General features: G+C 68.4%; 27 protein-coding genes. 14 read left to right on the forward strand and 13 right to left on the reverse strand.

Going from position 1 to position 23,049, the window contains the following annotated elements:
- Positions 1–225: 225 nt before the first annotated feature.
- Both QH195_RS29170 and QH195_RS29175 read right to left on the reverse strand, forming a co-directional pair.
- Positions 226–843, reverse strand: coding sequence for a DUF4870 domain-containing protein (locus tag QH195_RS29170; protein WP_280437746.1), 618 nt, complete (start codon positions 841–843; stop codon positions 226–228).
- 80 nt (positions 844–923) lie between these two features.
- Complete coding sequence (locus tag QH195_RS29175) at positions 924–2,396, reverse strand: MDR family MFS transporter (protein ID WP_280437747.1); 1,473 nt, start codon at positions 2,394–2,396, stop codon at positions 924–926.
- 115 nt (positions 2,397–2,511) lie between these two features.
- Here QH195_RS29175 and QH195_RS29180 point away from each other — a divergent pair, with 115 nt between their 5' ends.
- Together QH195_RS29180 and fabG are read left to right on the forward strand one after the other, a co-directional pair.
- Positions 2,512–3,129: a TetR/AcrR family transcriptional regulator gene (locus tag QH195_RS29180; RefSeq protein ID WP_280423379.1), complete on the forward strand. Its 618-nt coding sequence runs from the start codon at positions 2,512–2,514 to the stop codon at positions 3,127–3,129.
- A gap of 167 nt (positions 3,130–3,296) precedes the next feature.
- Entirely contained in the window at positions 3,297–4,049 is a 753-nt protein-coding gene (gene fabG, locus QH195_RS29185) for a 3-oxoacyl-ACP reductase FabG (RefSeq protein ID WP_280423380.1), read from the forward strand.
- 173 nt (positions 4,050–4,222) lie between these two features.
- On the opposite strand, the gene QH195_RS29190 is transcribed toward fabG, so the two are convergent.
- Together QH195_RS29190 and QH195_RS29195 are read right to left on the reverse strand one after the other, a co-directional pair.
- Positions 4,223–5,203 (reverse strand): MsnO8 family LLM class oxidoreductase, encoded by a 981-nt coding sequence (locus tag QH195_RS29190; protein ID WP_280437748.1) that lies wholly within the window; start codon positions 5,201–5,203, stop codon positions 4,223–4,225.
- A gap of 36 nt (positions 5,204–5,239) precedes the next feature.
- On the reverse strand, positions 5,240–6,220 hold the full coding sequence (locus QH195_RS29195) for an alpha/beta hydrolase family protein (protein ID WP_280437749.1): 981 nt from the start codon (positions 6,218–6,220) through the stop codon (positions 5,240–5,242).
- A 60-nt stretch (positions 6,221–6,280) separates the two neighbouring features.
- Between QH195_RS29195 and QH195_RS29200 the strand changes: the two genes are divergently transcribed.
- Positions 6,281–6,850: a helix-turn-helix domain-containing protein gene (locus QH195_RS29200; protein WP_280437750.1), complete on the forward strand. Its 570-nt coding sequence runs from the start codon at positions 6,281–6,283 to the stop codon at positions 6,848–6,850.
- Positions 6,851–6,954: 104 nt separating this feature from the next.
- Here the strand turns inward: QH195_RS29200 and QH195_RS29205 are convergent, their stop codons facing one another.
- Entirely contained in the window at positions 6,955–7,551 is a 597-nt protein-coding gene (locus tag QH195_RS29205) for a DUF1707 SHOCT-like domain-containing protein (protein ID WP_280423384.1), read from the reverse strand.
- A gap of 119 nt (positions 7,552–7,670) precedes the next feature.
- On the reverse strand, positions 7,671–8,324 hold the full coding sequence (locus tag QH195_RS29210; RefSeq protein ID WP_280437751.1) for a Uma2 family endonuclease: 654 nt from the start codon (positions 8,322–8,324) through the stop codon (positions 7,671–7,673).
- 246 nt (positions 8,325–8,570) lie between these two features.
- Here QH195_RS29210 and QH195_RS29215 point away from each other — a divergent pair, with 246 nt between their 5' ends.
- The 7 genes from QH195_RS29215 (at position 8,571) to QH195_RS29245 (ending at position 13,028) form a co-directional block, all read left to right on the forward strand.
- Entirely contained in the window at positions 8,571–8,759 is a 189-nt protein-coding gene (locus QH195_RS29215) for a hypothetical protein (protein ID WP_280437752.1), read from the forward strand.
- 48 nt (positions 8,760–8,807) lie between these two features.
- Complete coding sequence (locus QH195_RS29220; RefSeq protein WP_280437753.1) at positions 8,808–9,299, forward strand: GNAT family N-acetyltransferase; 492 nt, start codon at positions 8,808–8,810, stop codon at positions 9,297–9,299.
- An 88-nt stretch (positions 9,300–9,387) separates the two neighbouring features.
- Positions 9,388–9,870, forward strand: a complete 483-nt coding sequence (locus QH195_RS29225) for a GNAT family N-acetyltransferase (RefSeq protein ID WP_280437754.1) — start codon at positions 9,388–9,390, stop codon at positions 9,868–9,870.
- Positions 9,871–9,905: 35 nt separating this feature from the next.
- The gene (locus tag QH195_RS29230; RefSeq protein ID WP_280423388.1) at positions 9,906–10,304 is read left to right on the forward strand and encodes a TOBE domain-containing protein; all 399 of its coding nucleotides are present in this window, start codon (positions 9,906–9,908) and stop codon (positions 10,302–10,304) included.
- Positions 10,304–11,104, forward strand: a complete 801-nt coding sequence (gene modA / locus QH195_RS29235) for a molybdate ABC transporter substrate-binding protein (protein WP_280437755.1) — start codon at positions 10,304–10,306, stop codon at positions 11,102–11,104. The genes QH195_RS29230 and modA overlap by 1 nt, the downstream gene beginning before the upstream one ends.
- 131 nt (positions 11,105–11,235) lie before the next feature.
- Positions 11,236–11,982, forward strand: coding sequence for a molybdate ABC transporter permease subunit (gene modB, locus QH195_RS29240; RefSeq protein WP_280423408.1), 747 nt, complete (start codon positions 11,236–11,238; stop codon positions 11,980–11,982).
- On the forward strand, positions 11,979–13,028 hold the full coding sequence (locus tag QH195_RS29245; protein WP_280423390.1) for an ABC transporter ATP-binding protein: 1,050 nt from the start codon (positions 11,979–11,981) through the stop codon (positions 13,026–13,028). The genes modB and QH195_RS29245 overlap by 4 nt, the downstream gene beginning before the upstream one ends.
- A 49-nt stretch (positions 13,029–13,077) precedes the next feature.
- On the opposite strand, the gene QH195_RS29250 is transcribed toward QH195_RS29245, so the two are convergent.
- Entirely contained in the window at positions 13,078–13,539 is a 462-nt protein-coding gene (locus tag QH195_RS29250) for a MarR family winged helix-turn-helix transcriptional regulator (protein ID WP_280437756.1), read from the reverse strand.
- A 93-nt stretch (positions 13,540–13,632) separates the two neighbouring features.
- Between QH195_RS29250 and QH195_RS29255 the strand changes: the two genes are divergently transcribed.
- On the forward strand, positions 13,633–14,205 hold the full coding sequence (locus tag QH195_RS29255; RefSeq protein WP_280423392.1) for a YceI family protein: 573 nt from the start codon (positions 13,633–13,635) through the stop codon (positions 14,203–14,205).
- Between the two features lie 19 nt (positions 14,206–14,224).
- Here the strand turns inward: QH195_RS29255 and QH195_RS29260 are convergent, their stop codons facing one another.
- Positions 14,225–14,635 (reverse strand): hypothetical protein, encoded by a 411-nt coding sequence (locus tag QH195_RS29260; RefSeq protein ID WP_280437757.1) that lies wholly within the window; start codon positions 14,633–14,635, stop codon positions 14,225–14,227.
- A gap of 117 nt (positions 14,636–14,752) precedes the next feature.
- On the opposite strand from QH195_RS29260, the gene QH195_RS29265 reads away from it, so the two are divergent.
- The gene (locus QH195_RS29265) at positions 14,753–15,589 is read left to right on the forward strand and encodes a helix-turn-helix domain-containing protein (protein ID WP_280437758.1); all 837 of its coding nucleotides are present in this window, start codon (positions 14,753–14,755) and stop codon (positions 15,587–15,589) included.
- 118 nt (positions 15,590–15,707) lie between these two features.
- Here the strand turns inward: QH195_RS29265 and QH195_RS29270 are convergent, their stop codons facing one another.
- The 4 genes from QH195_RS29270 to cobC all read right to left on the reverse strand — a co-directional run bounded on the left by QH195_RS29270 (position 15,708) and on the right by cobC (position 20,410).
- On the reverse strand, positions 15,708–16,943 hold the full coding sequence (locus QH195_RS29270) for a bifunctional RNase H/acid phosphatase (protein WP_280437759.1): 1,236 nt from the start codon (positions 16,941–16,943) through the stop codon (positions 15,708–15,710).
- A gap of 50 nt (positions 16,944–16,993) precedes the next feature.
- Positions 16,994–17,731: a zinc ribbon domain-containing protein gene (locus QH195_RS29275; protein ID WP_280423396.1), complete on the reverse strand. Its 738-nt coding sequence runs from the start codon at positions 17,729–17,731 to the stop codon at positions 16,994–16,996.
- A 115-nt stretch (positions 17,732–17,846) separates the two neighbouring features.
- The gene (locus QH195_RS29280; protein ID WP_280437760.1) at positions 17,847–18,968 is read right to left on the reverse strand and encodes a Nif3-like dinuclear metal center hexameric protein; all 1,122 of its coding nucleotides are present in this window, start codon (positions 18,966–18,968) and stop codon (positions 17,847–17,849) included.
- A gap of 398 nt (positions 18,969–19,366) precedes the next feature.
- Positions 19,367–20,410: an Rv2231c family pyridoxal phosphate-dependent protein CobC gene (gene cobC / locus QH195_RS29285; RefSeq protein ID WP_280437761.1), complete on the reverse strand. Its 1,044-nt coding sequence runs from the start codon at positions 20,408–20,410 to the stop codon at positions 19,367–19,369.
- A gap of 43 nt (positions 20,411–20,453) precedes the next feature.
- On the opposite strand from cobC, the gene QH195_RS29290 reads away from it, so the two are divergent.
- Both QH195_RS29290 and QH195_RS29295 read left to right on the forward strand, forming a co-directional pair.
- Positions 20,454–20,966 (forward strand): low molecular weight protein-tyrosine-phosphatase, encoded by a 513-nt coding sequence (locus QH195_RS29290; RefSeq protein WP_280423409.1) that lies wholly within the window; start codon positions 20,454–20,456, stop codon positions 20,964–20,966.
- A complete protein-coding gene (locus tag QH195_RS29295) occupies positions 20,966–21,808 on the forward strand; it encodes an SURF1 family cytochrome oxidase biogenesis protein (RefSeq protein WP_280437762.1) in 843 nt (280 codons plus the stop codon). Before QH195_RS29290 ends, QH195_RS29295 begins: the two co-directional genes overlap by 1 nt.
- A gap of 82 nt (positions 21,809–21,890) precedes the next feature.
- Here the strand turns inward: QH195_RS29295 and QH195_RS29300 are convergent, their stop codons facing one another.
- Entirely contained in the window at positions 21,891–22,874 is a 984-nt protein-coding gene (locus tag QH195_RS29300; RefSeq protein ID WP_280437763.1) for a cobalamin biosynthesis protein, read from the reverse strand.
- Positions 22,875–23,049 lie beyond the last annotated feature (175 nt).

Below are 23,049 nucleotides of genomic sequence, written 5' to 3' on the forward strand. Positions count from 1 at the left end.
GATGGTGTATGGCAGCGGGTCGGGGTGGCTGAGTATCGGGAGGCTGCTGCGCCGCGGTGGGAGGAGCTGCTGGATATCAACGCGCTCGTCTGGGATCCCGTGGCAGGCGTGAAGTCCGGAACGGCCACGTGCCGTGGCGCGTTTCTCTCCGGTGGTCTGGGGCAACCGCGCCGTGCCCGGTCCGGGGGTGGGGGGGGGGGCGGGCTAACCCGGCCCCGCTGCCGCTCATTTCACGAACGAGACATTGATCGGGTACTTGTACTCCTCGCCCTTGTTGGCCGCCAAACCGGCGATGATCATGAAGACCAGGGCTCCGATCCCGACGATCGGCGCCAGTACGAGTCCGATCAAAACGATCATCAGCAGGATGCTCACGATCATGCTGATGAAGAACAGGATCTGGAAGTTCAACGCCTGCACCGCGTGCCGGCGGACGAACTCGTCACGGTCCTTGTACACAAGGTAGACGATCAGGGGCGCGATCCAGCCGAGCAGAATACCGCCCAGGTGCGCCAGCATGGCCCACATCCTGGCATCGGAGGGAGATACCGGATTTCCCATCGGAGCGCCATAAGGCTGCTGCCCCGGGTAGCCGTAACCCTGTTGCGGTGCACCGTACTGCGGCTGCCCGCCGAGATCCGGCTGCGGCGGATACGGCTGCCCCTGCGGATATTGCTGACCCGGAGCGTACTGCTGACCGGACGGATATTGCTCCCCCGCTGCGAACTGCTGCCCAGGTGGGTACTGCTGCCCCGATGCGTATTGCTGGCCGGGCGGGTACTGCTGTCCCGGCGGGTTCTGCTGCCCTTTGGACAGGTCGAAGGGCGGCTGAGGATCGGTCATCACATTCCAAACTTGCAGGCGACAGGACTTCCCGAGCATAAGCGCGCGAAGGGGCCTACGGGAGTGCGTATTTCCCACCCTTAGGTGAATTGCGCAGCTCCGGTGTCCGTCTGCTTCGGTGAGCGCACCATCGCCGCAGCGGCGATCAGTACCAGCGACAGCACTGCCGCGACCAGGAAGGCGGTGTGTACGCCGTCGGCGGCAGCCGCGACCGGCTCGGCGCCCGTACCGAGCGCCGATTCGGTGCCGCGCGTCATCATCGTGATGAACAGTGCGGTTCCCGCCGCGCCCGCGACCTGCTGCACGGTGCTGACGGTCGCACTGCCGTGGGAGTACAGCTCCGGCGGCAGCGAACCCAGCGCCGAAGTCATCAACGGCGTCAACCCGCAGCTGATGCCCGCGCTCACGATCACATGCGCGGTGATCACCAGAGCAATCGAGGAATTCTCGTCCAGGGTGGCGAGAATCCAGCAGCCGGCGCTGAGCGCGACGGTGCCGGGCAGCACCAGCGGCCGGGCTCCCCACCGATCGAACAGGGCGCCGACCCCCGGGGCCAGCAAGCCCATGACCAGCCCACCCGGCAGGAGGACCAGCCCGGTGGTGAGAACGTCCTTGCCGAGCACGTTCTGCAGGTATATCGGCAGGATGATGAGCGCGCCGAACAGGCTCAACATCAGGCAGGCCATCAGGATGACGGCGAGCCGGAAGGGTCCGACCGCGAACGTCCGCAGATCCAGCAGCGCCCGGCCCCGGTCCACCAGTTTCAACTGGCGTACAACGAAGACCGCCAGAGCCACCGCGCCGACGGTCAGCGATACCCACGGCGGGATCGGCGCATGGCCGGACGCCGATTCACCGATACTGCTCAGCCCGAAGACGAGCCCGCCGAAACCGAGGGCCGCCAGCGGGACCGAGATGTAGTCGAGGTGCGCTTTGCGCGGTTCGGTCACGTTGCGGATGAACACCCCGCCCAGCACCAGCGCGAGGATTGCGAACGGCAGCACGATCCAGAACATCGCCCGCCAGCTCAGCGACTGCAGGATGAGTCCGGACACGGTGGGCCCGACGGCCGGAGCCACCGAGATCACGATCGACACCAGTCCCATCGTCTTACCGCGCGACCGCTCGGGCACCAGGTTGAGAATGGTCGTCATCAGCAGCGGAATCATCAGCGCCGTACCCACTGCCTGCACGATCCGGCCCACGATCAAGGCTTCGAATCCGGGCGCCAGCGCCGCGATCACTGTCCCGCCGCTGAACAGCGACATCGCGGCGATATAGATCGCGCGCAACGGGAAGCGCTGCAGGATGAAGCCGGTGGTGGGGATCACGATCGCCATGGTCAGCAGGAAGCCACTGGTCAGCCATTGCGCGGTGGCCGCGCTGATGTCGAGGTCCACCATCAGGGTCGGCAGTGCCACGCTGAGGATCGTCTCGTTGAGGATCACGACGAACGCCGCGACGAGCAACAGCCCGATCAGCAGGAACGCCCCCGGGGCACGCCCGCCGTCGTGTTCTGTGTCGTCGGCCGTCGCCACCGAGTTGTCTGTCACCTGGGTCGTCCGCTCGATAGTGCCGCTGTTACCGAGCCACCCTAACAAAAACGTCAGTCGCTGACATATTGGCATTGATTGCCTCTCGACGACCGGGAGGAAGTACCCTGTGCCCGTGCTCTCTGCTACGCCGCCCCTCGATCTGCGTGCGCGACGCCGGAATGCCACCCGAATCGAGATCCGGGAGGCCGCCCTCGCCCTGTTCGAACGGCAGGGCGTCGACCACACCACCAGCGAGGAGATCGCCCGCGCGGCAGGGATTTCCCAGCGGACGTTCTTCCGCTATTTCGCGACGAAAGAGGAATGCGTCCTGTTCGACTCGTTCGGCTTCGACGAGGCGGTGCACAGTTGCCTCGAAACCGCCGATATGCGATCCCTGTCGCTCGCCGATATGGAGACCGCGATCGGCCGGGTGATCGAAGGCATCCGCAACGACGAGCAGAGCGAAGTCGCCGCGACAGCCCTGCGGATCCAGAAGCTGGTCTCGACCGACGCAGCGCTCAGCCGGGCCGCACTCGCCCACTACGCCGACAACGCCAAACATTCGATGGCGCTCATCGAAGGACGCTGCCCGGCCGCCGACCGATCCCGGGTGCGGACGATCGTCCGGGTCGCGCAGCTATCGGTGCAGCTCGCGTTCGAGGAATGGGTCGAGGCCTGCGCACCGGGCGGCGGTGACTCCGATCTGGCGTCGATATATCGCACAGTGTGCGCACGCATCCGCACACTGTGACCGGATCGGTGCGCGCGTAGCGGTACAAGCCGCCGTCTCTGCCCGCCGGTACTGTCCCGCAGGCACAGCCGCACCGCCGAGATCTTGTCCCGGCACCCTCTCGCTCCTCGCCCGCGGACATTGTTAGATGGTGTAAGAACTACCGCCACAGGAGAGGATTCGAACGTATGGCCGACAGGATCGCAGTGGTATCCGGCGCCGCCCGGGGAATCGGGGCCGCCATCGCCAAACGGCTGGCCTCCGACGGCATGAAGGTCGGGGTGCTCGATCTCGACGAAGCCGCCTGCGCCGATACCGTTTCGGCGATCACCGCCGCCGGCGGGCAAGCGCTCGCGCTCGGCGCCGATGTGAGCAAAGAGGATTCGGTGAACGCGGCCGTCGAGCGGCTGGCCGCCGAACTCGGTGAACCCACCGTCGTGGTCAACAACGCCGGCGTCCTGCGCGACAACCTGCTGTTCAAGATGAGCGTCGACGACTGGGACACCGTGCTCGCTGTGCACCTGCGCGGCGCCTTCCTGCTCACTCGGGCCACACAGAAGTACATGGTCGAGCAGAAGTGGGGCCGGATCGTCAATATGTCCAGCACGTCGGCGCAGGGCAACCGCGGCCAGGTCAATTACTCCGCGGCCAAGGCCGGTATGCAGGGCTTCACCAAAACCCTGGCGTTCGAACTGGGCAAATACGGTGTCACCGCCAACGCGATCGCGCCCGGTTTCATCGTCACCGATATGACCGCGGCCACCGCCGCCCGGGTCGGCGTCGGTTTCGAGGACTTCCAGAAGGCCGCCGCCGCGCAGATTCCGGTGCAGCGGGTCGGCCGGCCGGAGGATATCGCCCACACCGCGTCCTTCTTGGTCAGCGAGGATGCCGGATTCGTTTCGGGTCAGGTCATCTATGTGGCGGGCGGGCCGCAGGACTGACGTAGTCCGGGCGGGGTGATGTCGGGACAACCACACCATCCCGCCGACTCGGACGTGGACCCCGGCACGGATGTGCGGACTGCCGACGACCATAAGGAGGTTTCGCCTTCACCCGGGGCCGGTCCGCTGCTCGGCCGGCCGAGGGCAGCGGCGATCGACAGCCCCGATCCGCATCACCCGGCTTGCCAGCTGTTCTGCAGCGAGGCGAGGAATTCGTCGGTCCTCCTGACGTCGTCGCGATCGTATGCGCTCACGCTCGCGAGGATTTCGGAACCGCCGGTCCGCTCCAGTAGATCCGCCAGCAGGTTCTCTACCAGATCGGGAGTGCCCGCGACGGCTCCCGTCATCCAGGTACGCACGGCATCGGCCTTCTTCGCGCGTGCGCTGTCGAGCAGCCGGCGCACGTCCTCGACGGGTTGCAGTGCCCGGAATTCTCCGACATCCCGGGAGTCGGCGTAGGCCCAGGCCTCCGGCAGCAGGAGATCGCGGGCGCGCTCGGCGGTCTCCGCGACGACGATATCGACACTCACCATCAGGTACGGATCCGGTGTGCGCGCGCTGGGGCGAAAGTCCCGGAAGTAGGCCTCGATCGCCTTCACGTCCCGAACCAGCGGACCGCCGATCACCGCCGGCAACCCCAATTCAGCGGCAAGGGACAGTCCGTCCTTGATGGCGAGCAGGAACACCGGCGGCGGCTCGACGCGGGGCCTGACCGTGATATCGGCGCGTCCGTCCAGGTAGGAGCGGATCTCCTCGATATCGTCCTCGTACTCCCCGTCCCGCAGGATCGTGCGTCCCAGTGCCCGCCGGATGGGAGCCGTGAATCCGAGCGAGCCGCCGAGCCCGATATCGACCCGCCCCGGGTACAGCGACTCGAGAAGTAGCGCCTGCTCCGCGACCACCAGCGGGCTGTGGTTGGGGACCATGATCCCGCCGGTGCCGATCCTGATGCTGCGAGTACGTGCCCCGATCGCCGCGAGCAGCAGGGTCGGGGCGGCGCCCGCGATTCCCGGCACCGCGTGATGTTCGGCAGTCCAGAACCGGTGGAAGCCGAGCTCCTCCGCCCGCACCGCTCGTTCCACCGTGGTGGCCACGGCGGCGGCATCGGATTCACCGCTACGTGTCCGTGCGCGGTCCAGCAGGGAGATACGCATCAGTCCTCCTCTTCGTCCCTGCTGTGGCGCAACGCATCAGCCGTGCGATGTCATCCACTCGGCGATATCGGCCACGACCGCGGGGTCCACATGGTGCGGACGCGTGTAATCCGCGGGCATCGACGGGCCGGTCCCGGGGAAGAACATGTGGTCGTCGGCGGGATAGGTGCGGATCGTGATATCCGGCCGGCCGGCCAGGGCGGCCCGCCATCCGGCCAGATCGCCGGCCACGGTGACCTGGTAGTCACGTTCGCCTTGGAGGAACAGCATGGGAATGTCCAGTGTCGCGGCCACTGCCGCCGGGTCGTAGGCGCGCATATCCAGCCAATACGGTGCAGGCATCCCGAACGGTAGCTTCGCGCTGGGCGTGGTGGGCGAGAGCTCCGGGCTGTCCACCAGTTTCGCGTGTTCGGTGGCGGTCTCCACGGTGGGTAGAGCCGAGGCGGTCACCGGGTCGACCCGCGTCAGATGGTCGATGACGCGAACCATCGACCACTGGATCGGCACCGTATCCCCGGCGAGGACGACCAGGCCCGCCACCGCGGGATCGGCGGCGGCCACCCGCGGCGCGAATCTGCCGCCCATACTGTGCCCGATCACGAAAACGCGGTCGCCGCGGACCGTGGGCAGCCCGCGCAGGAGTTCGATACCCGCGACAGCGTTCGGAACGTATTCCTCGGTCGGCGTGAATTCGGGTGTGGCGGCGATTCGGTCGCGGTGGGTGCAGGTGACCTTGTCGAAGCGCAGCACCGCCACACCGCGACCGGCCAGCCCCCAGGCGATGTCCTTCAGGTTCTTGTTCGGGCCCGCCGTGCCGTCCCGGTCGAACGGTCCGCCGCCGGCCAGCAGCACGGCCGCCGGATAGGGCCCCTCTCCGATGGGCAGCGCGACGGTGCCCGGCACGGCCGACGGACCCGAGCCGACCGTCACCTCCTGCTCGACGAACGAATCCGGGTCCGTGTACGCCGGCGGCTGCCATATTTCGGTATCCACAACAGCCGGTTCGACTGAATCCATGACGGCCTCCTCAATATTCTCAACTTTGCGAAAGGTAGCACAGATGAGACCATTGCTCGTATGGACTCCCTGGAGCTGCTGGCGCATCCGGTGCGATTGCGAATCGTGCACGCCCTGTCCGGCGGACAGACCTGCACCACCACACAGTTGTGCGCCCGCCTGACCGATGTCTCGAAGGCAACCGTCTATCGCCACGTCGACTTGCTCACCAGCGCCGGTGTTCTCGAAGTCGCCGATGAGCACCGAGTGCGGGGGGCCGTGGAACGCGCGTACCGTCTGCGCCGAGACCGCGCCACCGTGAGCCCGGAGGCAATAGCCTCGGCGACACCCGACGACCACCGCACGGTCTTCGCCGCCGCCATGGCCACCCTGCTCGCCGAGTTCAACTCCTATCTCGATCGCGCGGACGCCGACCCCGGCGCAGACCTGGTCGGCTACCGCCAGCACGGCGTGTGGCTCTCCCCCACGGAGGTAGCGGATCTCATCGACGATCTACGGGCGGCAATCCTTCCCCGCCTACGCAATACGCCCACCCCCGAGCGCGCACAGTATCTCTTGAGCCCGATCCTGTTCCCGGTCGGCGGACGCCTGGAAAACCAACCGGAGGAACCGTCGAATCCCCGGAGTTGACAGCGACCGGGAGCGACCGTCACCGCGAAGGACCAACAACCGCTCGATTCGGTTTCCGTCGAATACTCGCTGCCGCCGCGGTAGTTCGAGGTTGCGCCGGTGCTTCAACCGTTGTTCGCGCGTGCGCCGAACGGCCACCACCAACGCCGCCGAGGGTGCCGGACGGTGATCTTCGCATGCTGGACCACTCCGGAGACCCGGAGCAGTGGCATACCGGACACAGGCGGGCCCGCCTTGTTGGTCACCTTGCCCCACTCGCTGGTCACTTCATCGATATCGACGCTCCAGCCCGGAGGAACGATCAGAACAATCGATCCGTGCGCGGATTTCACCTCCACCCATACTTCCGGCGAGCGCACCACGGCCTCGGTGAAGTCGAGACGGACGGCGCCGTGTTCCGTTTCGGTGACAATCTGCGGCGGTACCCGCCATTGCCCTTCTCGCTGCACCGAACTGCCGGTGGATCGCAGCACGAGCCGGTCGGTCCTGCTTCCGTGCGCGGCCGGCACCAGATCGGCGGTGAGCGTCTCCAGTTCCGGCACGGTCCGGCGGGCGTAGACAGCCGCGATGCGCTCGTCGAACTCGGCCAGTTCCAGCCGCCCCTCGGCGAATGCCGCCTGGACGATCGCAGCGGCGCGCTCGCGATCGGCATCTCCGGCCCGCAATGCGGGAGGATGCTCGGGCATCGGCTCGATCGTCATGAGTCTCACGGTAACCGAGTCGGCGCGCCGGCACAGGCCGGTCAGAGGTGGGGACTTGCCCGGCAAGAGATTCGAATCCGGGAATCTATCGCGCTTCGCGGGAACGGAGGCAGCAGCAATCAGAATTCCAGTTCGGACCAGGGAATGCTGATCGGGAACGGGTGGTTGATCGCGATCGCGCCCGCATCTGTGGGCGACCAGGCACCTGCCAGGATGTAGTTGGCACGGTGCAGCACCGTGATGCCGGGTTCGGGCGGCTGCACGTGCGGTACAAGGGTGTAGGCGTGTATGTGGGCGATCTCGCTGCGCTGCGTCGCCAGCGTCACCTCCCAGTACCAGGGGATTCCGGCTTTCGCGTAGCGGGCCTTCTTCAACTCCATATCGGCATCCGAATTGGACGGCGACAACACTTCGCCCACCAGAACGACCTGGTCCGAGCGCACGTACTGATACGGCTCGCGCATGCATCGATAGACCATGAAATCGGGGGTGACGAAATCCGACATTCCGGTTCGGCCGAAGAACACATTGGTTTCGGTGCTCACCCGCCAACATTGTTCGGGGTCGGCCGCCATAACTTCTCGCGCACATCGCCGCAGCCCACTCCACACCAGATTGGTGAATTCCTGATGCTCATGAGGGCCGCGTCGCAGCCACACCACTCGGCCCTCCCAGAGTTCGATGCGCTCAGCAACCTCCTCGGGCAGGTTCCCGAGCTCCTCCCAGGTCATGTACTCGGGGAGCTCGGGGCGCTGTACATCTGGCCGCGACATGGTGCCATGGTAACCCAATCAGAGCTTTCACCTGCGGGTTTATCCAGCGCATGCGAACCCGCGTGGCGAGGGGCGGGATAGTTCGCAACGCTTGATCGAATGCGCACCCCGCCTCGCTGGTTCACTTCAGCACAGCGCGTTCCGGCGAGTCTGAAAGGGCTTTCAGCTGGTTTCAGGTGTCTTTCAGCACGCTCCTGCCACTGTGGCGCTCGACATCATCAGCAACGGTGAGAGGGGCGAGCAGGCATGGAGCAGAACGTACGTATCGACGGGGATCCTTACCGGGTGATCGGCCGGGCGCGGCTGGCGCCGGTGTCGCGCGCGTGCTACGGCAAGTACCGGTTCACGCTGCGCCGGATGACCGACGGAACCCTGTGGACGACCTTCGGCACCAGGATAAGCCCGGCGTCGGAGCTGGTGCGGCAGGATGCCTGAGGCGAGTAATCACTTGTGGCATAAGTATTTTCGGCGGAGCATCGGGGAATGGTGATACGAACGATCGGACCGGATGAATGGCCGACCGCGCGGACGGTGCGGCTGGATGCGCTCGCCGGGTCGCCCTCGGGCACCTTCTCCACCACCCATGCCGAAGCCGCGCAATGGAGTGAACAGCAGTGGCGGGAGTGGACGGCCCGGCGCCATCCGTTTTTCGTCGCCGTGGCGGAGTCGGGTCCGGTGGGTTCGGCGGGCGTCATCGTCACCGCCGGCGGGCCCGAACTGGTATCCGTGTGGACCGCTCCCGCGGCGCGGCGGACCGGTGTCTCCGACCAGTTGGTGCAAGCCGTAGCCGAGTGGGCGCGCGCAGCCGGGCACCGGAAGTTGCGGCTGTGGGTGCTCGACGGCAATCGGGCCGCCGAGCAGTTGTATCTACGCAACGGGTTCACCCGCACCGGCGCTGTCCAGGCGTGCGGTACCGACGATCCGCGACCCGAGAACGAGATGGCGTTGTCACTGCCACCGATCCACCCGCGGTGAACGTCGAAGACGTCACCGTGTCGGCGGGTTCACCGGTTCCGGAAAAATCATTTGTCAAGGCCGCTTCCGGCAGCGAATGTTGGGTCTCGTGACGACCGACGACGCCGACCCGACCGCCCGACTGCCCGAACCGACCACCCCGACTATCCGTCCCTACCGTCCCGAGGACGAAGAGGCCGTGGTCGGGCTCTGGAGCCGCGCCACCCGCATCGCGCATCCATTCATCGCGAACGAGGGCACCGGGGAGCGGGAGCGCAAGCTTCGGGAGATCTACCTCGTCCAGGCCGACAACTGGGTCGCCGAGGTCCCGGCCGGGGGTGTAGTCGGGCTGATGGGGCTGCTCGATGCCGAGATCGGCGGATTGTTCGTCGACCCCGGAGCGCAGAAAATGGGCATCGGAAGGCAGTTGGTCGCTCACGCGCTTCGTCTTCACGGCACAGTGACGCTGGATGTTTTCGAGCTCAACAAGGCCGCTCGCGCCTTTTATGCCCGCCTCGGTTTCCGTGAGATCGGCCGTCATCCCGAGCCCGATACCGGCTTCACCGCCATCACTCTCGAACTCACCGCCTGACCTCTTTCCGCATATGCGGATATATAGTCCGATATGTGACGTATCTGCGGATCAAAGACGCTGCCGGGCTGCTCGGCGTCAGCGATGACACCGTACGCCGCTGGATAGATCAGGGGCGGCTGCCGTCGGTCCAGTTGGAGAACGGGCGCAAAGGCGTCCGCGGGCAGGATCTGGCCGAGTTCGCGCGGGAGATCGCCGACGCGCCCGAACCGGGCGTAACCGTGGCGGCCTCGGCGCGCAACCGGATGCGTGGCATTGTGACCAGGGTGCTCACCGATACCGTGATGGCGCAGGTGGAGATGCAGGCCGGGCCGTTCCGGCTGGTATCGCTGCTGAGCCGGGAATCGGTGGAAGAACTCGGGCTCGAAGTGGGCAGTGTGGCGGTGGCGTCGGTGAAATCGACGCATGTGGTCGTCGAGATACCGGAGAACTGATGAAAACGGTGATAGGTCACGTAGTGCGCTGTCTGACCGCCGCGGTTGCGCTGGTCGTGGTGCTGGCCGGCTGCGCGTCGGAGAACTCCGGGGGCGAATCCAGCGGCGGGCCGGGCGACGGACTCGGCGGCACCCTCACCGTGTTCGCGGCGGCCTCACTCACCGAAGCGTTCACCACCCTCGGTGAACAGTTCGAGGACGCCCACCCGGACGTGGATGTGGTGTTCAGTTTCGCGGGCAGTTCCGCACTGGCCGAACAGATCCGGCAGGGCGCACCGGCCGATGTGTTCGCCTCGGCCGCCCCGAAGAATATGGAACAGGTGGTCGTCTCCGGTGATATCACCGGCGGGCCGGTGACGTTCGCCCGGAACCGTCTCGAGATCGCGGTGCCCACCGGGAATCCGGGCAGTATCAGCGGTCTCGCCGATTTCGGCCGTCCCGAACCGCGGATCGCGCTGTGTGCCGAGCAGGTGCCCTGCGGGGCGGCGGCCGATAAGGCCTTCGCCACGGCCGGTGTCACCCCGCAACCCGACACCCGGGAACCGGATGTGAAAGCGGTACTGACCAAGGTCACGCTCGGCGAGGTGGATGCCGCGCTGGTATACCGGACGGATATCCGCGCCGGGGGCGAAAAGGTGACCGGGATCGAGTTCCCCGAATCGGAGAAGGCGATCAACGACTATCAGATCGCGTCGGTGGCCGCGGCACCGAACCCGGCTGCTGCGGCGGCGTTCGTCGATTTCACGTTGACTCCGCAGGCTCGATCGGTCTTCGCCACGGCCGGTTTCGACGCTCCGTGACCGGCGGGTCCGCCCGGCGGCCGGCGGCGACGCCGCATCGACCATCGACACCGCTGCCATCCCGCGTAAACGTATTGCGCCGGCGCCGGGCGATACGCGGACGGCGACCGTTGGTGCTGCTGGTACCCGCGATGCTGGGCCTGCTGTTCCTGATGGTTCCGTTGGCGGGACTGCTGATCCGCGCGCCGTGGCAGGGTCTTCCGGAACGATTGTTCAGCGCGGAAGTCGGGCAGGCACTGCGGCTGTCGCTGGTGTGCGCGAGCCTGGCCACGGTGCTGTGCCTGCTGCTGGGTATCCCGCTCGCCTGGCTGCTGGCCCGCGGTGATCTACCCGGGCGCGGTCTGGTCCGCGCGCTGGTCACCGTGCCGCTGGTACTACCGCCGGTGGTCGGCGGGGTAGCGCTACTGCTGGTGCTGGGCAGGCGCGGAGTGATCGGCCAGTACCTCTACGACTGGTTCGGTATCGCGCTGCCGTTCAGCACCGCCGGTGTGGTGGTCGCCGAGGCGTTCGTGGCCATGCCGTTCCTGGTGATCTCCGTGGAGGGCGCACTGCGCGGGGCCGACCCCCGGTACGAGGAGGCAGCCGCGACCCTGGGCGCTTCCCGCTGGCTCACTTTCCGGCGCGTTACGCTGCCCTCGATCCTGCCCGGCGTGGTGGCCGGAACGGTGCTGTGCTGGGCCCGGGCGCTCGGCGAATTCGGTGCCACCATCACCTTCGCCGGTAACTTCCCGGGTCGCACCACGACGATGCCGCTGGCGGTGTATCTGGCACTGGAAACCGATCCCGCCGCCGCCATCGTGCTGAGCCTGGTGTTGCTGCTGGTGTCGGTGGTGGTGCTGGCGGCGCTGCGAGAACGCTGGATCCGGGGGGCGATGTGACACTCACGGCGCAATTGCGGGTGACCCGCGGCGAATTCACCCTCGACCTGGATCTCGACCTGGCCCCCGGGGAGGTCGTCGCGCTGCTCGGCCCCAACGGTGCCGGGAAGAGCACCGCGTTGCGGGCGCTGGCCGGGCTGACCCCGCTGACCGAGGGTTCGATCCTTCTGAACGACCAGGTCTGGGACGCGCCGCCCACCGAATTCGTTCCCGCCGAACACCGTTCGGTCGGCGTGGTGTTCCAGGACTATCTACTCTTCGCCCATCTCGACGCCCTCGACAACGTCGCGTTCGGACCGCGCGCCAGGGGTATGCGGCGGGCTGCGGCCCGCGAACACGCCGCGCAGTGGCTGCGCCGGGTGGGATTGACCGACCGTGCCCGAGCCCGGCCGCGGGAACTCTCGGGTGGTCAGGCGCAGCGGGTCGCGCTGGCCCGGGCTCTGGCCGTCGAACCGGCGCTGCTGTTACTGGACGAACCACTGGCCGCGCTGGATGCCGCCACCCGGGTACGGGTGCGCGCCGAATTGGCCCACCATCTCGGCGATTATCCCGGGCATACGCTGCTGGTCACGCACGATCCGCTGGACGCGATGGTGCTGGCCGACCGGCTGGTGATCGTGGAGAACGGAGCTGTGGTGCAGCAGGGACCGCCCGCCGAGGTCGCGCGGCGCCCACGCTCGGACTATGTGGCGGATCTGGTGGGACTCAACCTTTTCCGGGGGGCGGCGACGGGAACCCGGGTGCGACTCGACGGTGGTGGTGAACTCACCGTCGCCGAACCCGCCACCGGCCCCGTGTATCTGACCTTCGCGCCGTCGGCCGTCGGCCTGCATCCCGAACGTCCCGGTGGGAGCCCGCGCAATACCTGGCAGGTGACCGTTGCGGGTCTCGAACAGCACGCCCATACCGTGCGGGTTCGCCTCGACGGCGCGGTGCCGGCGCTGGCCGACATCACCCCCGCCACAGTCGCCGAACTGCGGATCGGACCCGGAACGGAGTTGTGGGCGGCGCTCAAGGCCACCGAGATCCATACCTATCCAGCTTGACGGGGCAGAAAGCGCGGGCCACCCGTCCACGCGGATCGGACAGCTCGACCTACCCCGAGTCGTCGAGGCGTTCGAGAACGCGGCCGACAATGGCGCCGAAAGCTTCCACCTGCTCGTCGGTGAGCGCATCGAACAACAGCTCACGCACGGCGTCCACGTGACCTGGGGCGGCCTGCTCGATGGCCGTGCGACCCTGCTCGGTGAGCACGATAAAGGCGCCACGCGCATCGTCGGGGCAGTCCTCGCGCCGCACCAGTCCACGCTTCTGCATACGTCCGAGATGGTGTGACAGCCGGCTCTTCTCCCATTGCAGAAGCTGCCCCAGCTCACCCACCCGCAACCGGGGTTCCGGCTGATCGGTGAGCCGGACCAGGACCTCGAAATCGGACAGCGACAGTCCGGAGTCGTGTTGCAACTGCCGGTGCAACCGGGCACTCAGCTGAGTGTGCATCGCCAAGTAGCCCCGCCAGGCACGGCTCTCCCGCTCGTCGAGCCATCGCGTCTCGGTCATATGCCCAGCGTATCGCAGTAGTTGACATATCACCAATCTGGCAGCCACCATATGTATGACACATCAACTACTTCCCCGAACCGGAGGCTTCCGATGACCAGCGCGACGAACGTGAAAGAACTCAGCGGCACCTACACGCTCGACCCGACCCACACCCGGGTCGGTTTCGTCACCCGGCACGCGATGGTGACCAAGGTGCGCGGATCGTTCAACGAGTTCAGCGGCAGCGCCTACTTCGACAGCGAGAACCCGGCGAACTCCTCCGGCGAGGTCACCATCCAGGTCGCCAGCATCGACACCCGTAATGCCGATCGTGACAACCATCTGCGCGGCCTGGACTTCCTCGGCCTCGACGAGTATCCCGAGATCACCTTCCGCACGACGGCGATCTCCCCCACCGGCCCCGATACCTTCGACGTCACGGGCGACCTGACCATCAAGGGTGTCACCCGGCCCGTCACGGTCCCGTTCACCTTCGAGGGACAGGCCAACGATCCGTTCGGCAACGTCCGAGTCGGTTTCGAGGGATCCACCACCATCAATCGCAAGGACTGGGGAATCACCTGGAACGCGGCGCTGGAGACCGGCGGCGTACTGGTCTCCGACAAGGTCGTGCTGGAATTCGAGGTCTCGGCTATCAAGCAGGACGACTCGGCCCAGAACTGACGACCTGGGGAGCGCCGGTTCAGCCGAGCATCCGGCGCAACCCCAGATATTCGGCAAGCGCGAACACCGCGACCACGGCGGCACCGGCCAGCAGGAAAACGATCCCCGCGGCGGTGAGTGGAAGCAGACCGGACCCGGCCAGGGCGAGCATGCCCAGCACGGAAACACCGTTGACGGCGACCACCGCCCTCGCGTGCCGCGGCGAGATCAGCGGGTAGCCGGCGATGAGCAGCAGAACCAGCGCACCGCCGAGCATGGCCACACCGAACGGAATCGACCACGAGGTCGGCAGGCCCAGCGGACCCCGCAGTGGGACCGCGGCGGCGAGCATCAGGATGCCGAAGGCCCCGGTGCCCCAGCCGTCGAGCCGCAGGGTGCGGCGCAACAGATCGTCCTGGGCTACGGGGGCGGGTGCGGTGACGGTGTTCATGTTTCTGCCTTCCGGTCGGAGGTTCTGCTCGTCTCCGACTGTTCCCGGTGCGGGTCAGCGGCTCAATGACCTCGGAGGTCATGGTCGCGATGCCCGGCCGCCGGATACGCTCGCGCCGTGGAACCTCGTGCGGGCACCGGCCCGTCCCGGATCGGCGGACTTCTGCGGGAATGGCGGCAGCGGCGGCGAATGAGCCAGCTGGACCTGGCGCTGGCCGCCGGCTCGTCGGCCCGCCATCTGTCCTGCGTGGAAACCGGAAGGGCCGCTCCGAGCCGGGATATGGTCCTGCGGTTGTGCCGGACTCTGGATGTGCCGCTGCGCGAACGAAATACGTTGCTCGTCGCCGCCGGTTACGCTCCGGCGTATCAGGAGAGCAGTCTCGACGATGCTCATCTGGCCTCGGCGCGCGCCGCACTCGACCATATGCTGGTGGCCCACGAGCCGTACCCGGCGGTCGCGGTGGACCGGTGGTGGGATGTCGTCGCCGGTAATACCGCGCTGGCGGTGCTCACCGACGGCGTGGCGGCGCATCTGATGGCCGGGCAACCGAATGTCTACCGGCTGGTCCTGCACCCGGACGGGCTCGCCGCCCGGCTGGCCAACCCGCGACAGGTACGGGATCAGCTACTGGAACGTCTGGCGCGGCAGGTCGATACCACCGGAGACCCGCGGTTGCGTGACCTCCACGAAGAGGTCGCGACATACCCCGCGCCGGAAGCCGGCGCAGAGGATGCGGACACGTCCGTACCCGGCCCGTTCCAGGTCCCGATCCGGTTGCGCACGCCGGAGGGCGAGCTCTCGCTGTTCGGCACCATGGCCACCTTCGGCGCACCCGCCGATATCACGCTGTCGGAACTCGCGATCGAACTCTTCTATCCGCTCGACGAGTTCACCGCCCGCTACCTGCGGTCGAGATATTCGGTAGGTGAAACGTACGCCCGGGTTCCGGGCTGATCGCGACAAGACCGGGCGGCCACGCGCCTCGGTCCACCGCCAACCTGCTCGGCGGTGAACCTGGCAACTGGCCGTGATCGCGCAGGACAGTGTCGAACCGGCATGGAATCCGGGACGGTCACAGATAACTCGTATCGTTGACCAGCCGGACCGATGATCCGCCGTCCGGATAGAACTCGGCCAGCGATAGCGACGCCAAGTCGAGGTGTAGCCGGTACAGCAGCGACGGACCGACCCCCAGCGCGAGCTGGAGCAGCGTTTTGATGGGGGTGACATGGCTGACCACCACGATGTTCTCGCCCGGGTACCGGGCTACCAGGTCGCGGCGGACGGCTTCCACGCGTTCGCGCACCTCGTCGAAACTCTCCCCGCCCGGCGCGGGCAGGGAGGGATCACCGAGCCAGCGGGCGTGCAGATCCGGATCACGTTCCGCGGCTTCGCGGAAGGTCAGGCCCTCCCATTCGCCGAAATCGGTTTCGGTGAGCCCATCGATCACCCGGACTTCCAGCCCGAGCGCGGCGGCCGCGGCTTCGGCGGTTTCCCGGGCCCGGCCCAGCGGTGAGGTGACCACCGCACCGATACCACCCTTGGCGGCAAGCATTTTCGCTGCCCGCGCCGCCTGCTCATGACCTACCGCGGTGAGGGGCGGGTTACCCCGGCCCGAATAACGCCGCTGCACCGACAGTTCGGTCTGCCCGTGCCGCAGCAACAGGAACCGGGTGGGGCGGCCGGTCGCACCGGTCCAGCCCGGCGACGCCGACAGGCGGGCGGTGGCGCTGTGCGAATCCGAGACCGGGTCTGCTCCCGCGAACCGTGCGGCAGGCCCCGGAGCCTCGGCACCGGCCGACACCGACGCCGCGTCCGGTTTCGCAACCCCGGAAGCCGGACGTCCGGCCCCACTGCTTTCCGCGGTGGCGACGGCCTCGTGGACCTCCTCGATCAGTGCGCCGTCATCCATGGCCTCGTTCGCCAGCCGGTCTGCGTGGGAGTTCTGGGCGCGCGGGATCCAGCGGTAGCTCACCTGGTCGAATCCCGCGGCCAGGCGGCGAGCACGATCGGCGAGCGGGACCATCGCCGCGTGTTTGACCTTCCAGCGGCCCGACATCTGCTCGACCACGAGTTTGGAATCCATCCGCACCGCAACCACCCGCGCACCGAGTTCCGCCGCGGCTTCCAGCCCCGCGATCAGGCCCCGGTATTCGGCGACATTGTTGGTGGTGACACCGAGGGCTTCCTTGCGTTCGGCGAGGACCGCCACCCGATCCGCGTCGAACACCACGGCGCCGTAGCCGGCAGGTCCCGGGTTGCCCCGCGACCCCCCGTCGGCCTCGACGATCACCTCGCGCACAGTCATTCCGGCCTCCCGCTCCGTGCCCACCTCACGACCCCGGCCAGGGCCCGAACTCACAATCCGGATTCTTTGGTCCGCACCAGCACCGCACCGCATTCGGGGCAGCGCACCACCACATCGGGCGCCGTTTTCGCGATCCGCGCGATCTCGCCGCGGTCGAGTTCGATCCGGCACGCCCCGCACCGGCGGGCCTGCAGCAGGGCCGCGCCGATCCCGCGGTCGGTGCGCTGCCGGTCGTAGATCTTCAGCAGGTCTTCCGGGAAGGCGCCGACGAGGTTCGCACGATCGGTTTCGCACCGCTGCTGGGCCACATCGAGGTCGGCCACGGCCGCGTCGCGGCGTTCCCGGGCGGCGACGAGGTCGGCTTCGGCTTTGTCCAGCCGGGCGCCCGCGTGTTCGTGATCGGAGGCGGAGGCCTCACGCCGTTCCATCACCTCGAGCAGTTCGTCCTCGAGCACCGAGCGGCGGCGTTCCAGGCTGCCGAGTTCGTGCTGCAGTTCCGACAACTGCTTGGCACCGACCGAACCTGCTTCGAGCACCCCGCGATCGCGTTCCTCACGTTTGCGGACCGCGTCGACCTCGCCCTCGAGCTTGCGAATGTCGCGGTCCAGGTCGTCGAGCACGATCTCCACGGCCACGGCCGCGTCCTTCTGCGCATTGCGTTCGGCCTCGAACCGGTCGACCTCTTGCTGTTCGGGCAGAACGCTGCGCCGGTGCGCGATCCGGGTCAGCTCGGCGTCGACCTCGGCGAGACGCAGCAGTTTGGCCTGAATCGATGGTTCGACATTCAACGCGAACGAACTCCCTGCACGCTGTGGACGGATAGAACGTCCACCGTACTCGGTCGCCGGACCGGCCGACCGGCCGCCGGTCCCAACCCCGGCGACCCGATCCGGCCCGGCCGGTTCAGCCGCCGCATCCGACGGTCCACGGGTCGGTCCGCACCCGCGATACCCGTGTTTCCAGCTCCGGCAGACCGGCCCGGACGATCTCCGCGGCCTGCGCGCACCACGGGAACTCGGTGGCCCAGTGCGCGGCATCGATCAACGCCGGACCCGAGCGGCGCAGATGTTCGTCGACGGGATGGTGCCGCAGATCGGCGGTCAGGTAGGCGTCGGCACCGTGCCGGGTGGCGGCGTCGAGCAGCGAATCCCCCGCGCCACCGCATACGGCGATGCGGCGCAGCACGCGGTCCGGGTCACCCGCGGAGCGCACACCCCAGGCGGTTTCGGGTAGGGCGGCGGCCGCGCGGGCGGTGAATTCCCGCAGCGTCAGCGGTTCGGCCGGTGTTCCGATACGGCCCAGGCCGAGGTTGCCGGGGAGCTGAGCGCGTTCGGTGACGTGGTAGGCAGGTTCTTCGTAGGGATGCGCGGCGCGCAATGCCGCCAGGATCGCGCTGCGGTCGCGCGGTGCGGCGACGACTTCGATCCGGTCCTCGCTCACCCTCGCCAGCTCGCCCACCGTGCCGACGGCCGGGTTCGCGCCGTCCACCGGCCGGAACTGACCGGTCCCGGTGACCCGCCACGCCGCCTCTCGATACGCACCGGAGCCGCCGGCCCCGGCGGCGAACAGCGCCGCCAGCACCGCTTCGGCGTGGTCCACCGGAACCTGGAGGCTCCACTTGTCCATGGCAGGAACAGGTTTGGGCTCGAGCGGGCCGGTGACGGTCAGGCCGAGTGCCGCCGCCAGCGCATCGGAGACGCCCGGGTCGGCGGAATCGGCGTTGGTATGCGCGGTGAACAGCGCGCAGCCCGCACGGACGAGCCGATGGATCAGCGCACCTTTCGGCCGGTCGGCCGCCACACTGTCCACACCCCGCAGCAACAGCGGGTGGTGCGCCACCAGCGCCTGGGCTCCCCAGGAGACGGCTTCCTCGACAACCGCCGCGGTGACATCGACGGCGAACAGCACCCGCCGCACATCTTCCCCGGGATCCCCGCACACCAGCCCGACCGAATCCCACGATTCGGCCAGCCGGGGCGGATAGGCCGTCTCCAGCGTTTCGATCAGTTCCGCGAGCCTCGCCACACCACACCTTTCGTCGACTTCCGGCGGACCGGTGCCTGCCGGCTCCGGCCCTCGTCCACTCCGCGGCATCCGCGCGGCGGCACGTTCGCCAACGCCCGAGAGCACGGACCCGGCCTTCCCGCGGAACCGGGGGATTCCCGACCCGGCAACGATAATCGGTCCCGGCGGTAGACCTACACGAGCGTGGTGCGGCCGATACTCGGGGTACCTGCCGCAGGTGCAGGTGGTTCGGCCGCCGTTCCGAGAGCCGTCGGATCTACCCGTGCTGCTCTATCCGATCCCGCCGTAAAGCGGTCGCGCCCCGCTCCGGCCGGCCGCGATCGGGCTCGCCGGTCTCCATGGCGCCGCATCGGAGCCGGTCGGCGCCGCATCGCTGGGGTACAAACCCTCGGAAACCGTCAACCCGAGATTCCGGCGGCGCGTAGGGCGTCGACGAGCCGGTCGACCTCCGCGGCCGGTCGCACTGCGACACGGAGATGATCCGGGCCCAGCCCCGGGAAGGTATCGCAGCGCCGCACCGCGATCCCCTGCTGCCGTAGATGCTTGCGCACCAGTTCCCCGTCCCGGACCTCCAGCAGCAGGAACGGGGCCGCTGACGGTGCGCCGACCCGGACCCCGGCCGCACGCAACCGGCCGGCCATTGCCTCCCGATCGCGCGCGATCCGCTGCGCCCGGCCCGCCGTTTCCGCCATGGCACGCGGTGATGCCGTCGCGGTGATCGCCGCCAGCTGCAGTGCGCCCAGCGGCCAGTGCGCACGCCCCTGACCGAGTCGCCGCAGCACGGCGGGCGCTCCGAGCAGATAACCGCAGCGCAACCCGGCCAGTGCCCAGGTCTTGGTGAGGCTGCGCAGGACCAGCAGGTCGTCGCCTGCCTCGGCGGCCAGCGTTTCCGGCTCCCCTGGCACGGCATCCATGAACGCCTCGTCCACCACGACGATCCGGCCGGGGCGACGCAGTGCGCGCAGGGTCTGTGCCGGGTGCAGTACCGAGGTGGGGTTGGTGGGGTTTCCGACGACCACCAGGTCGGCTTCCTCGGGCACGAGCGCCGGGTCCAGGGAGTACGGCGACTCCAGCACGACCCGCGTCACCGGCACCCCCGCCTCCCGCAGCGCGAGCTCCGGTTCGGTGAACGACGGATGCACCACGGCCGCCAGCCGGGGACGCAGCCGCGGCATCAGGGCGAACCCTTCCGCGCCGCCGGCCAGGGTGAGCACATGGTCCGGATCGATCCCGTGCCGGGCGCCGACCGCTCCGCGGGCCCGCCGGTCCTCTTCGGCCGATGGATACCGCCCGAGCGAGTCCAGGGCGGCGGCCAGCTGGTTACGCAACCATTCCGGCGGCCCGCTGCCCTGGACGTTCACCGCGAAATCGAGCAGACCCGGGAGGGCTTCCACATCACCGTGATGACGTAAACCGGCGAGATCGACGTGGTCGGCGAGCATGAGACGCACCCTACGTGGCGCCCGCGGGGTCCTACCCGCCAGAATGGCTGTCGTGGGTGAGCTGCACATATCGTTCGTCTGTACCGGCAATATCTGCCGGTCCCCGATGGCGGAGAAGATCCTGGCCGGGCATCTGTCGCGCGCCGGCCTGACCGATCGGGTCCGGGTGAGCAGTGCGGGCACCCACGGCTGGCACGCCGGCGCCGAGGCCGATCCGCGCACCACCGAAACCCTGCGCCGGCACGGCTACCCCACCGGCCATCGCGCCGCCGAGTTCGGTACCGAACACCACGACGCCGATCTGGTGGTCGTGATGACCACCGAACACGACCGCAACCTCGCCGTCCGCGGGGTGCCGGCGGAGCGCCGGCGCTTGCTGCGGAGTTTCGATCCGGACGCCGACGGCACCGACGTACCCGACCCCTACTACGGCTCGACCGCCGAATTCGATCTGGTGCGCGACCAGATCGAGGCCGCGGTTCCCGGCCTGCTGGACTGGGTCCGCACAACGCTCGCCGCCCGCGCCACGCGTGCCGGTGAGCCGGAGCCGGCCTGATGCGCCGCCTGGCCTTCCTGCTGCGCCCGGGCTGGCTGATCCTGGCCGCGGTGGTGGCCGCCTTCGCCTACCTGTGTTTCACCGTGCTGGCGCCCTGGCAGCTGGGCAAGAACGAGAGCACGTCGGAACGCAACCAGTTGATCGAGGATTCGGTGGACGCCGACCCGGTCGCGGTCACCGATCTGCTCGACGGCAACAGCGCGGCGGCGACCGAATGGCGGAAGGTGTACGCCGAGGGCAGCTATGTCCCGGATTCGACCGTGCTGGTTCGCCTGCGCCACCTCGACGGCGCCCCCGCCTACGGTGTGCTCTCGGCATTCACCCTCACCGACGGCCGCACACTGCTGATCGACCGCGGACTGGTCGCCGCGGTGGACGGCTCCCAGCCGCCCCCGATCGAGCCGGGCCCCGCCGGCATCCAGCGGGTCGAGGCACGGGTGCGGGTCTCGGAGAACATCGACCCGGAGCGAGCCCCGGCCGTGCAGGACGGTATCCCCCACGTCTACTCGATCGACGTACCCCAGGAAACCACCGTCCTCGGGCTGCCCTTGACCCCCGTCCCAGTTAGTGAGCGCGGCGCCTACCTCCAGCTCGCCGAGGACCAGCCGGGCGCGTTCACACCCGTCCCGCTCCCCCAGCTCGACTCGGGCCCGTACCTCTCCTACGGCCTGCAATGGCTGGCGTTCGGCATCATGGCCCCGCTCGGCCTCGGCTACTTCGCCTGGGCCGAGATCAAGGAACGTCGCAGGTCACGCGCCCCGGAGCAACCCGAACCGGCTCCCACCGAACCCGTCACCAAGGAAGCACGCCTGGCCGACCGCTACGGTCGCACCCCGCGCTGACGCCCGCCGACAGCACGTTCGAACGTGCGACCCCGGCAGATCGCGAAGCTGCCGACGCGAGGTGAGACCGAGTTCGTGGAAGCTATTGCGCCGATGCGCGTCGACCGTTCGCGGCCTTGCCGCGGCGAACCCGTCGCCGATCCCGCAGTATCGCGCAGAGCGGAGCGAGGATCACGGCCGCGGCGAGCGCGGCGTACTGCACCTGTTCGGACAGTCGTACGGCCCGGCGCAGATCGGCGACGGCCGGGGCCCGGCCGTCGCCCAGTTCGGGTCGCTGTTCGACACCGTGCCGGTATTCGGTGCGGCCGCCGAGCCGAATTCCCAGGGCCCCCGCCGCTGCCGCCTCCACCACGCCCGCGTTGGGGCTCGGATGCCCGCCCGCGTCCCGGCGCCAGGTCCGCACTACCTCACCCGGCCGGCCGCCGACCGCCGGTGCCATCAGCGCGGTCAGCAGCCCGGTCAGCCGGGCCGGAAGCAGATTCGCGATATCGTCGAGCCGGGCCGCCGCCCAGCCGAACCGCCGATAGCGCTCGTTGCGGTACCCGATCATCGCGTCGAGCGTGTTCACCGCCCGATACCCCAGCAACCCGGGTACCCCCGCCACGGCGCCCCACAGCAGTGGCGCCACCGCGGCATCCGAGGTGTTCTCCGCGATCGACTCCAGCGCCGCGCGGGCGAGCCCGTCGGCATCGAGCGCCTCAGGGTCGCGACCGCACAGTGCGGGCAGCAGCGCCCGGGCCCCGGCCACATCGCCGGACTCCAGCCGGTCCGCCATCGCATACCCGGTCCGTGCCAGACTCCGGCCGCCCAGCACGGTCCAGGTCGCCAAGGCCATCGGCAGTGTGCCGCCGCGGCGCACCGCGCGACCCACACCCACGGTCGCGCCGACCAACACCACCTCGTGCACTATCCCGGCGCGCCGCCGATCCGCGTAGGTCACCGTTTCCAGGGATGCCGCGAGCATCCCGAACCCGGCAACCGGATGCCCGCGCTGTGGGTCACCGAACAACCGATCCAGCGCGAACCCGGCCAGCAGTCCGGCCGCCGTCGAAACACCACTACGCACCGGCCGAGCGTAGCCACCGGCCGAAGTCGCCGGTGCACAGCCGGTCTCTTCTGTCCGCCCCGGTCGATACTCCGGCTCACAGCTCACTCTCCGCCTGCACGGCCCATTTCGAGGTCGGCGACCGGGCCGCCTGGGCAACCGCGCCCGGTCGGGATGCCACGGTGACGCCGTACCG

It is taken from the genome of Nocardia carnea (assembly GCF_029868855.1).
GTDB lineage: Bacteria > Actinomycetota > Actinomycetes > Mycobacteriales > Mycobacteriaceae > Nocardia > Nocardia carnea_A.

Excerpts from the sequence above, each read along its gene's own strand:
- QH195_RS29255 (WP_280423392.1), top strand. The coding sequence starts at position 13,633 with ATGACCAGCGCGACGAACGTGAAAGAACTCAGCGGCACCTACACGCTC.
- QH195_RS29260 (WP_280437757.1), bottom strand. The coding sequence starts at position 14,635 with ATGAACACCGTCACCGCACCCGCCCCCGTAGCCCAGGACGATCTGTTG.
- QH195_RS29270 (WP_280437759.1), bottom strand. The coding sequence starts at position 16,943 with ATGACTGTGCGCGAGGTGATCGTCGAGGCCGACGGGGGGTCGCGGGGC.
- QH195_RS29210 (WP_280437751.1), bottom strand. The coding sequence starts at position 8,324 with ATGTCGCGGCCAGATGTACAGCGCCCCGAGCTCCCCGAGTACATGACC.
- QH195_RS29200 (WP_280437750.1), top strand. The coding sequence starts at position 6,281 with ATGGACTCCCTGGAGCTGCTGGCGCATCCGGTGCGATTGCGAATCGTG.
- QH195_RS29195 (WP_280437749.1), bottom strand. The coding sequence starts at position 6,220 with ATGGATTCAGTCGAACCGGCTGTTGTGGATACCGAAATATGGCAGCCG.
- modB (WP_280423408.1), top strand. The coding sequence starts at position 11,236 with ATGCTGGGCCTGCTGTTCCTGATGGTTCCGTTGGCGGGACTGCTGATC.
- QH195_RS29205 (WP_280423384.1), bottom strand. The coding sequence starts at position 7,551 with ATGACGATCGAGCCGATGCCCGAGCATCCTCCCGCATTGCGGGCCGGA.
- fabG (WP_280423380.1), top strand. The coding sequence starts at position 3,297 with ATGGCCGACAGGATCGCAGTGGTATCCGGCGCCGCCCGGGGAATCGGG.
- QH195_RS29290 (WP_280423409.1), top strand. The coding sequence starts at position 20,454 with ATGGCTGTCGTGGGTGAGCTGCACATATCGTTCGTCTGTACCGGCAAT.
- QH195_RS29170 (WP_280437746.1), bottom strand. The coding sequence starts at position 843 with ATGACCGATCCTCAGCCGCCCTTCGACCTGTCCAAAGGGCAGCAGAAC.
- QH195_RS29215 (WP_280437752.1), top strand. The coding sequence starts at position 8,571 with ATGGAGCAGAACGTACGTATCGACGGGGATCCTTACCGGGTGATCGGC.
- modA (WP_280437755.1), top strand. The coding sequence starts at position 10,304 with ATGAAAACGGTGATAGGTCACGTAGTGCGCTGTCTGACCGCCGCGGTT.
- QH195_RS29295 (WP_280437762.1), top strand. The coding sequence starts at position 20,966 with ATGCGCCGCCTGGCCTTCCTGCTGCGCCCGGGCTGGCTGATCCTGGCC.
- QH195_RS29250 (WP_280437756.1), bottom strand. The coding sequence starts at position 13,539 with ATGACCGAGACGCGATGGCTCGACGAGCGGGAGAGCCGTGCCTGGCGG.
- cobC (WP_280437761.1), bottom strand. The coding sequence starts at position 20,410 with ATGCTCGCCGACCACGTCGATCTCGCCGGTTTACGTCATCACGGTGAT.
- QH195_RS29220 (WP_280437753.1), top strand. The coding sequence starts at position 8,808 with ATGGTGATACGAACGATCGGACCGGATGAATGGCCGACCGCGCGGACG.
- QH195_RS29190 (WP_280437748.1), bottom strand. The coding sequence starts at position 5,203 with ATGCGTATCTCCCTGCTGGACCGCGCACGGACACGTAGCGGTGAATCC.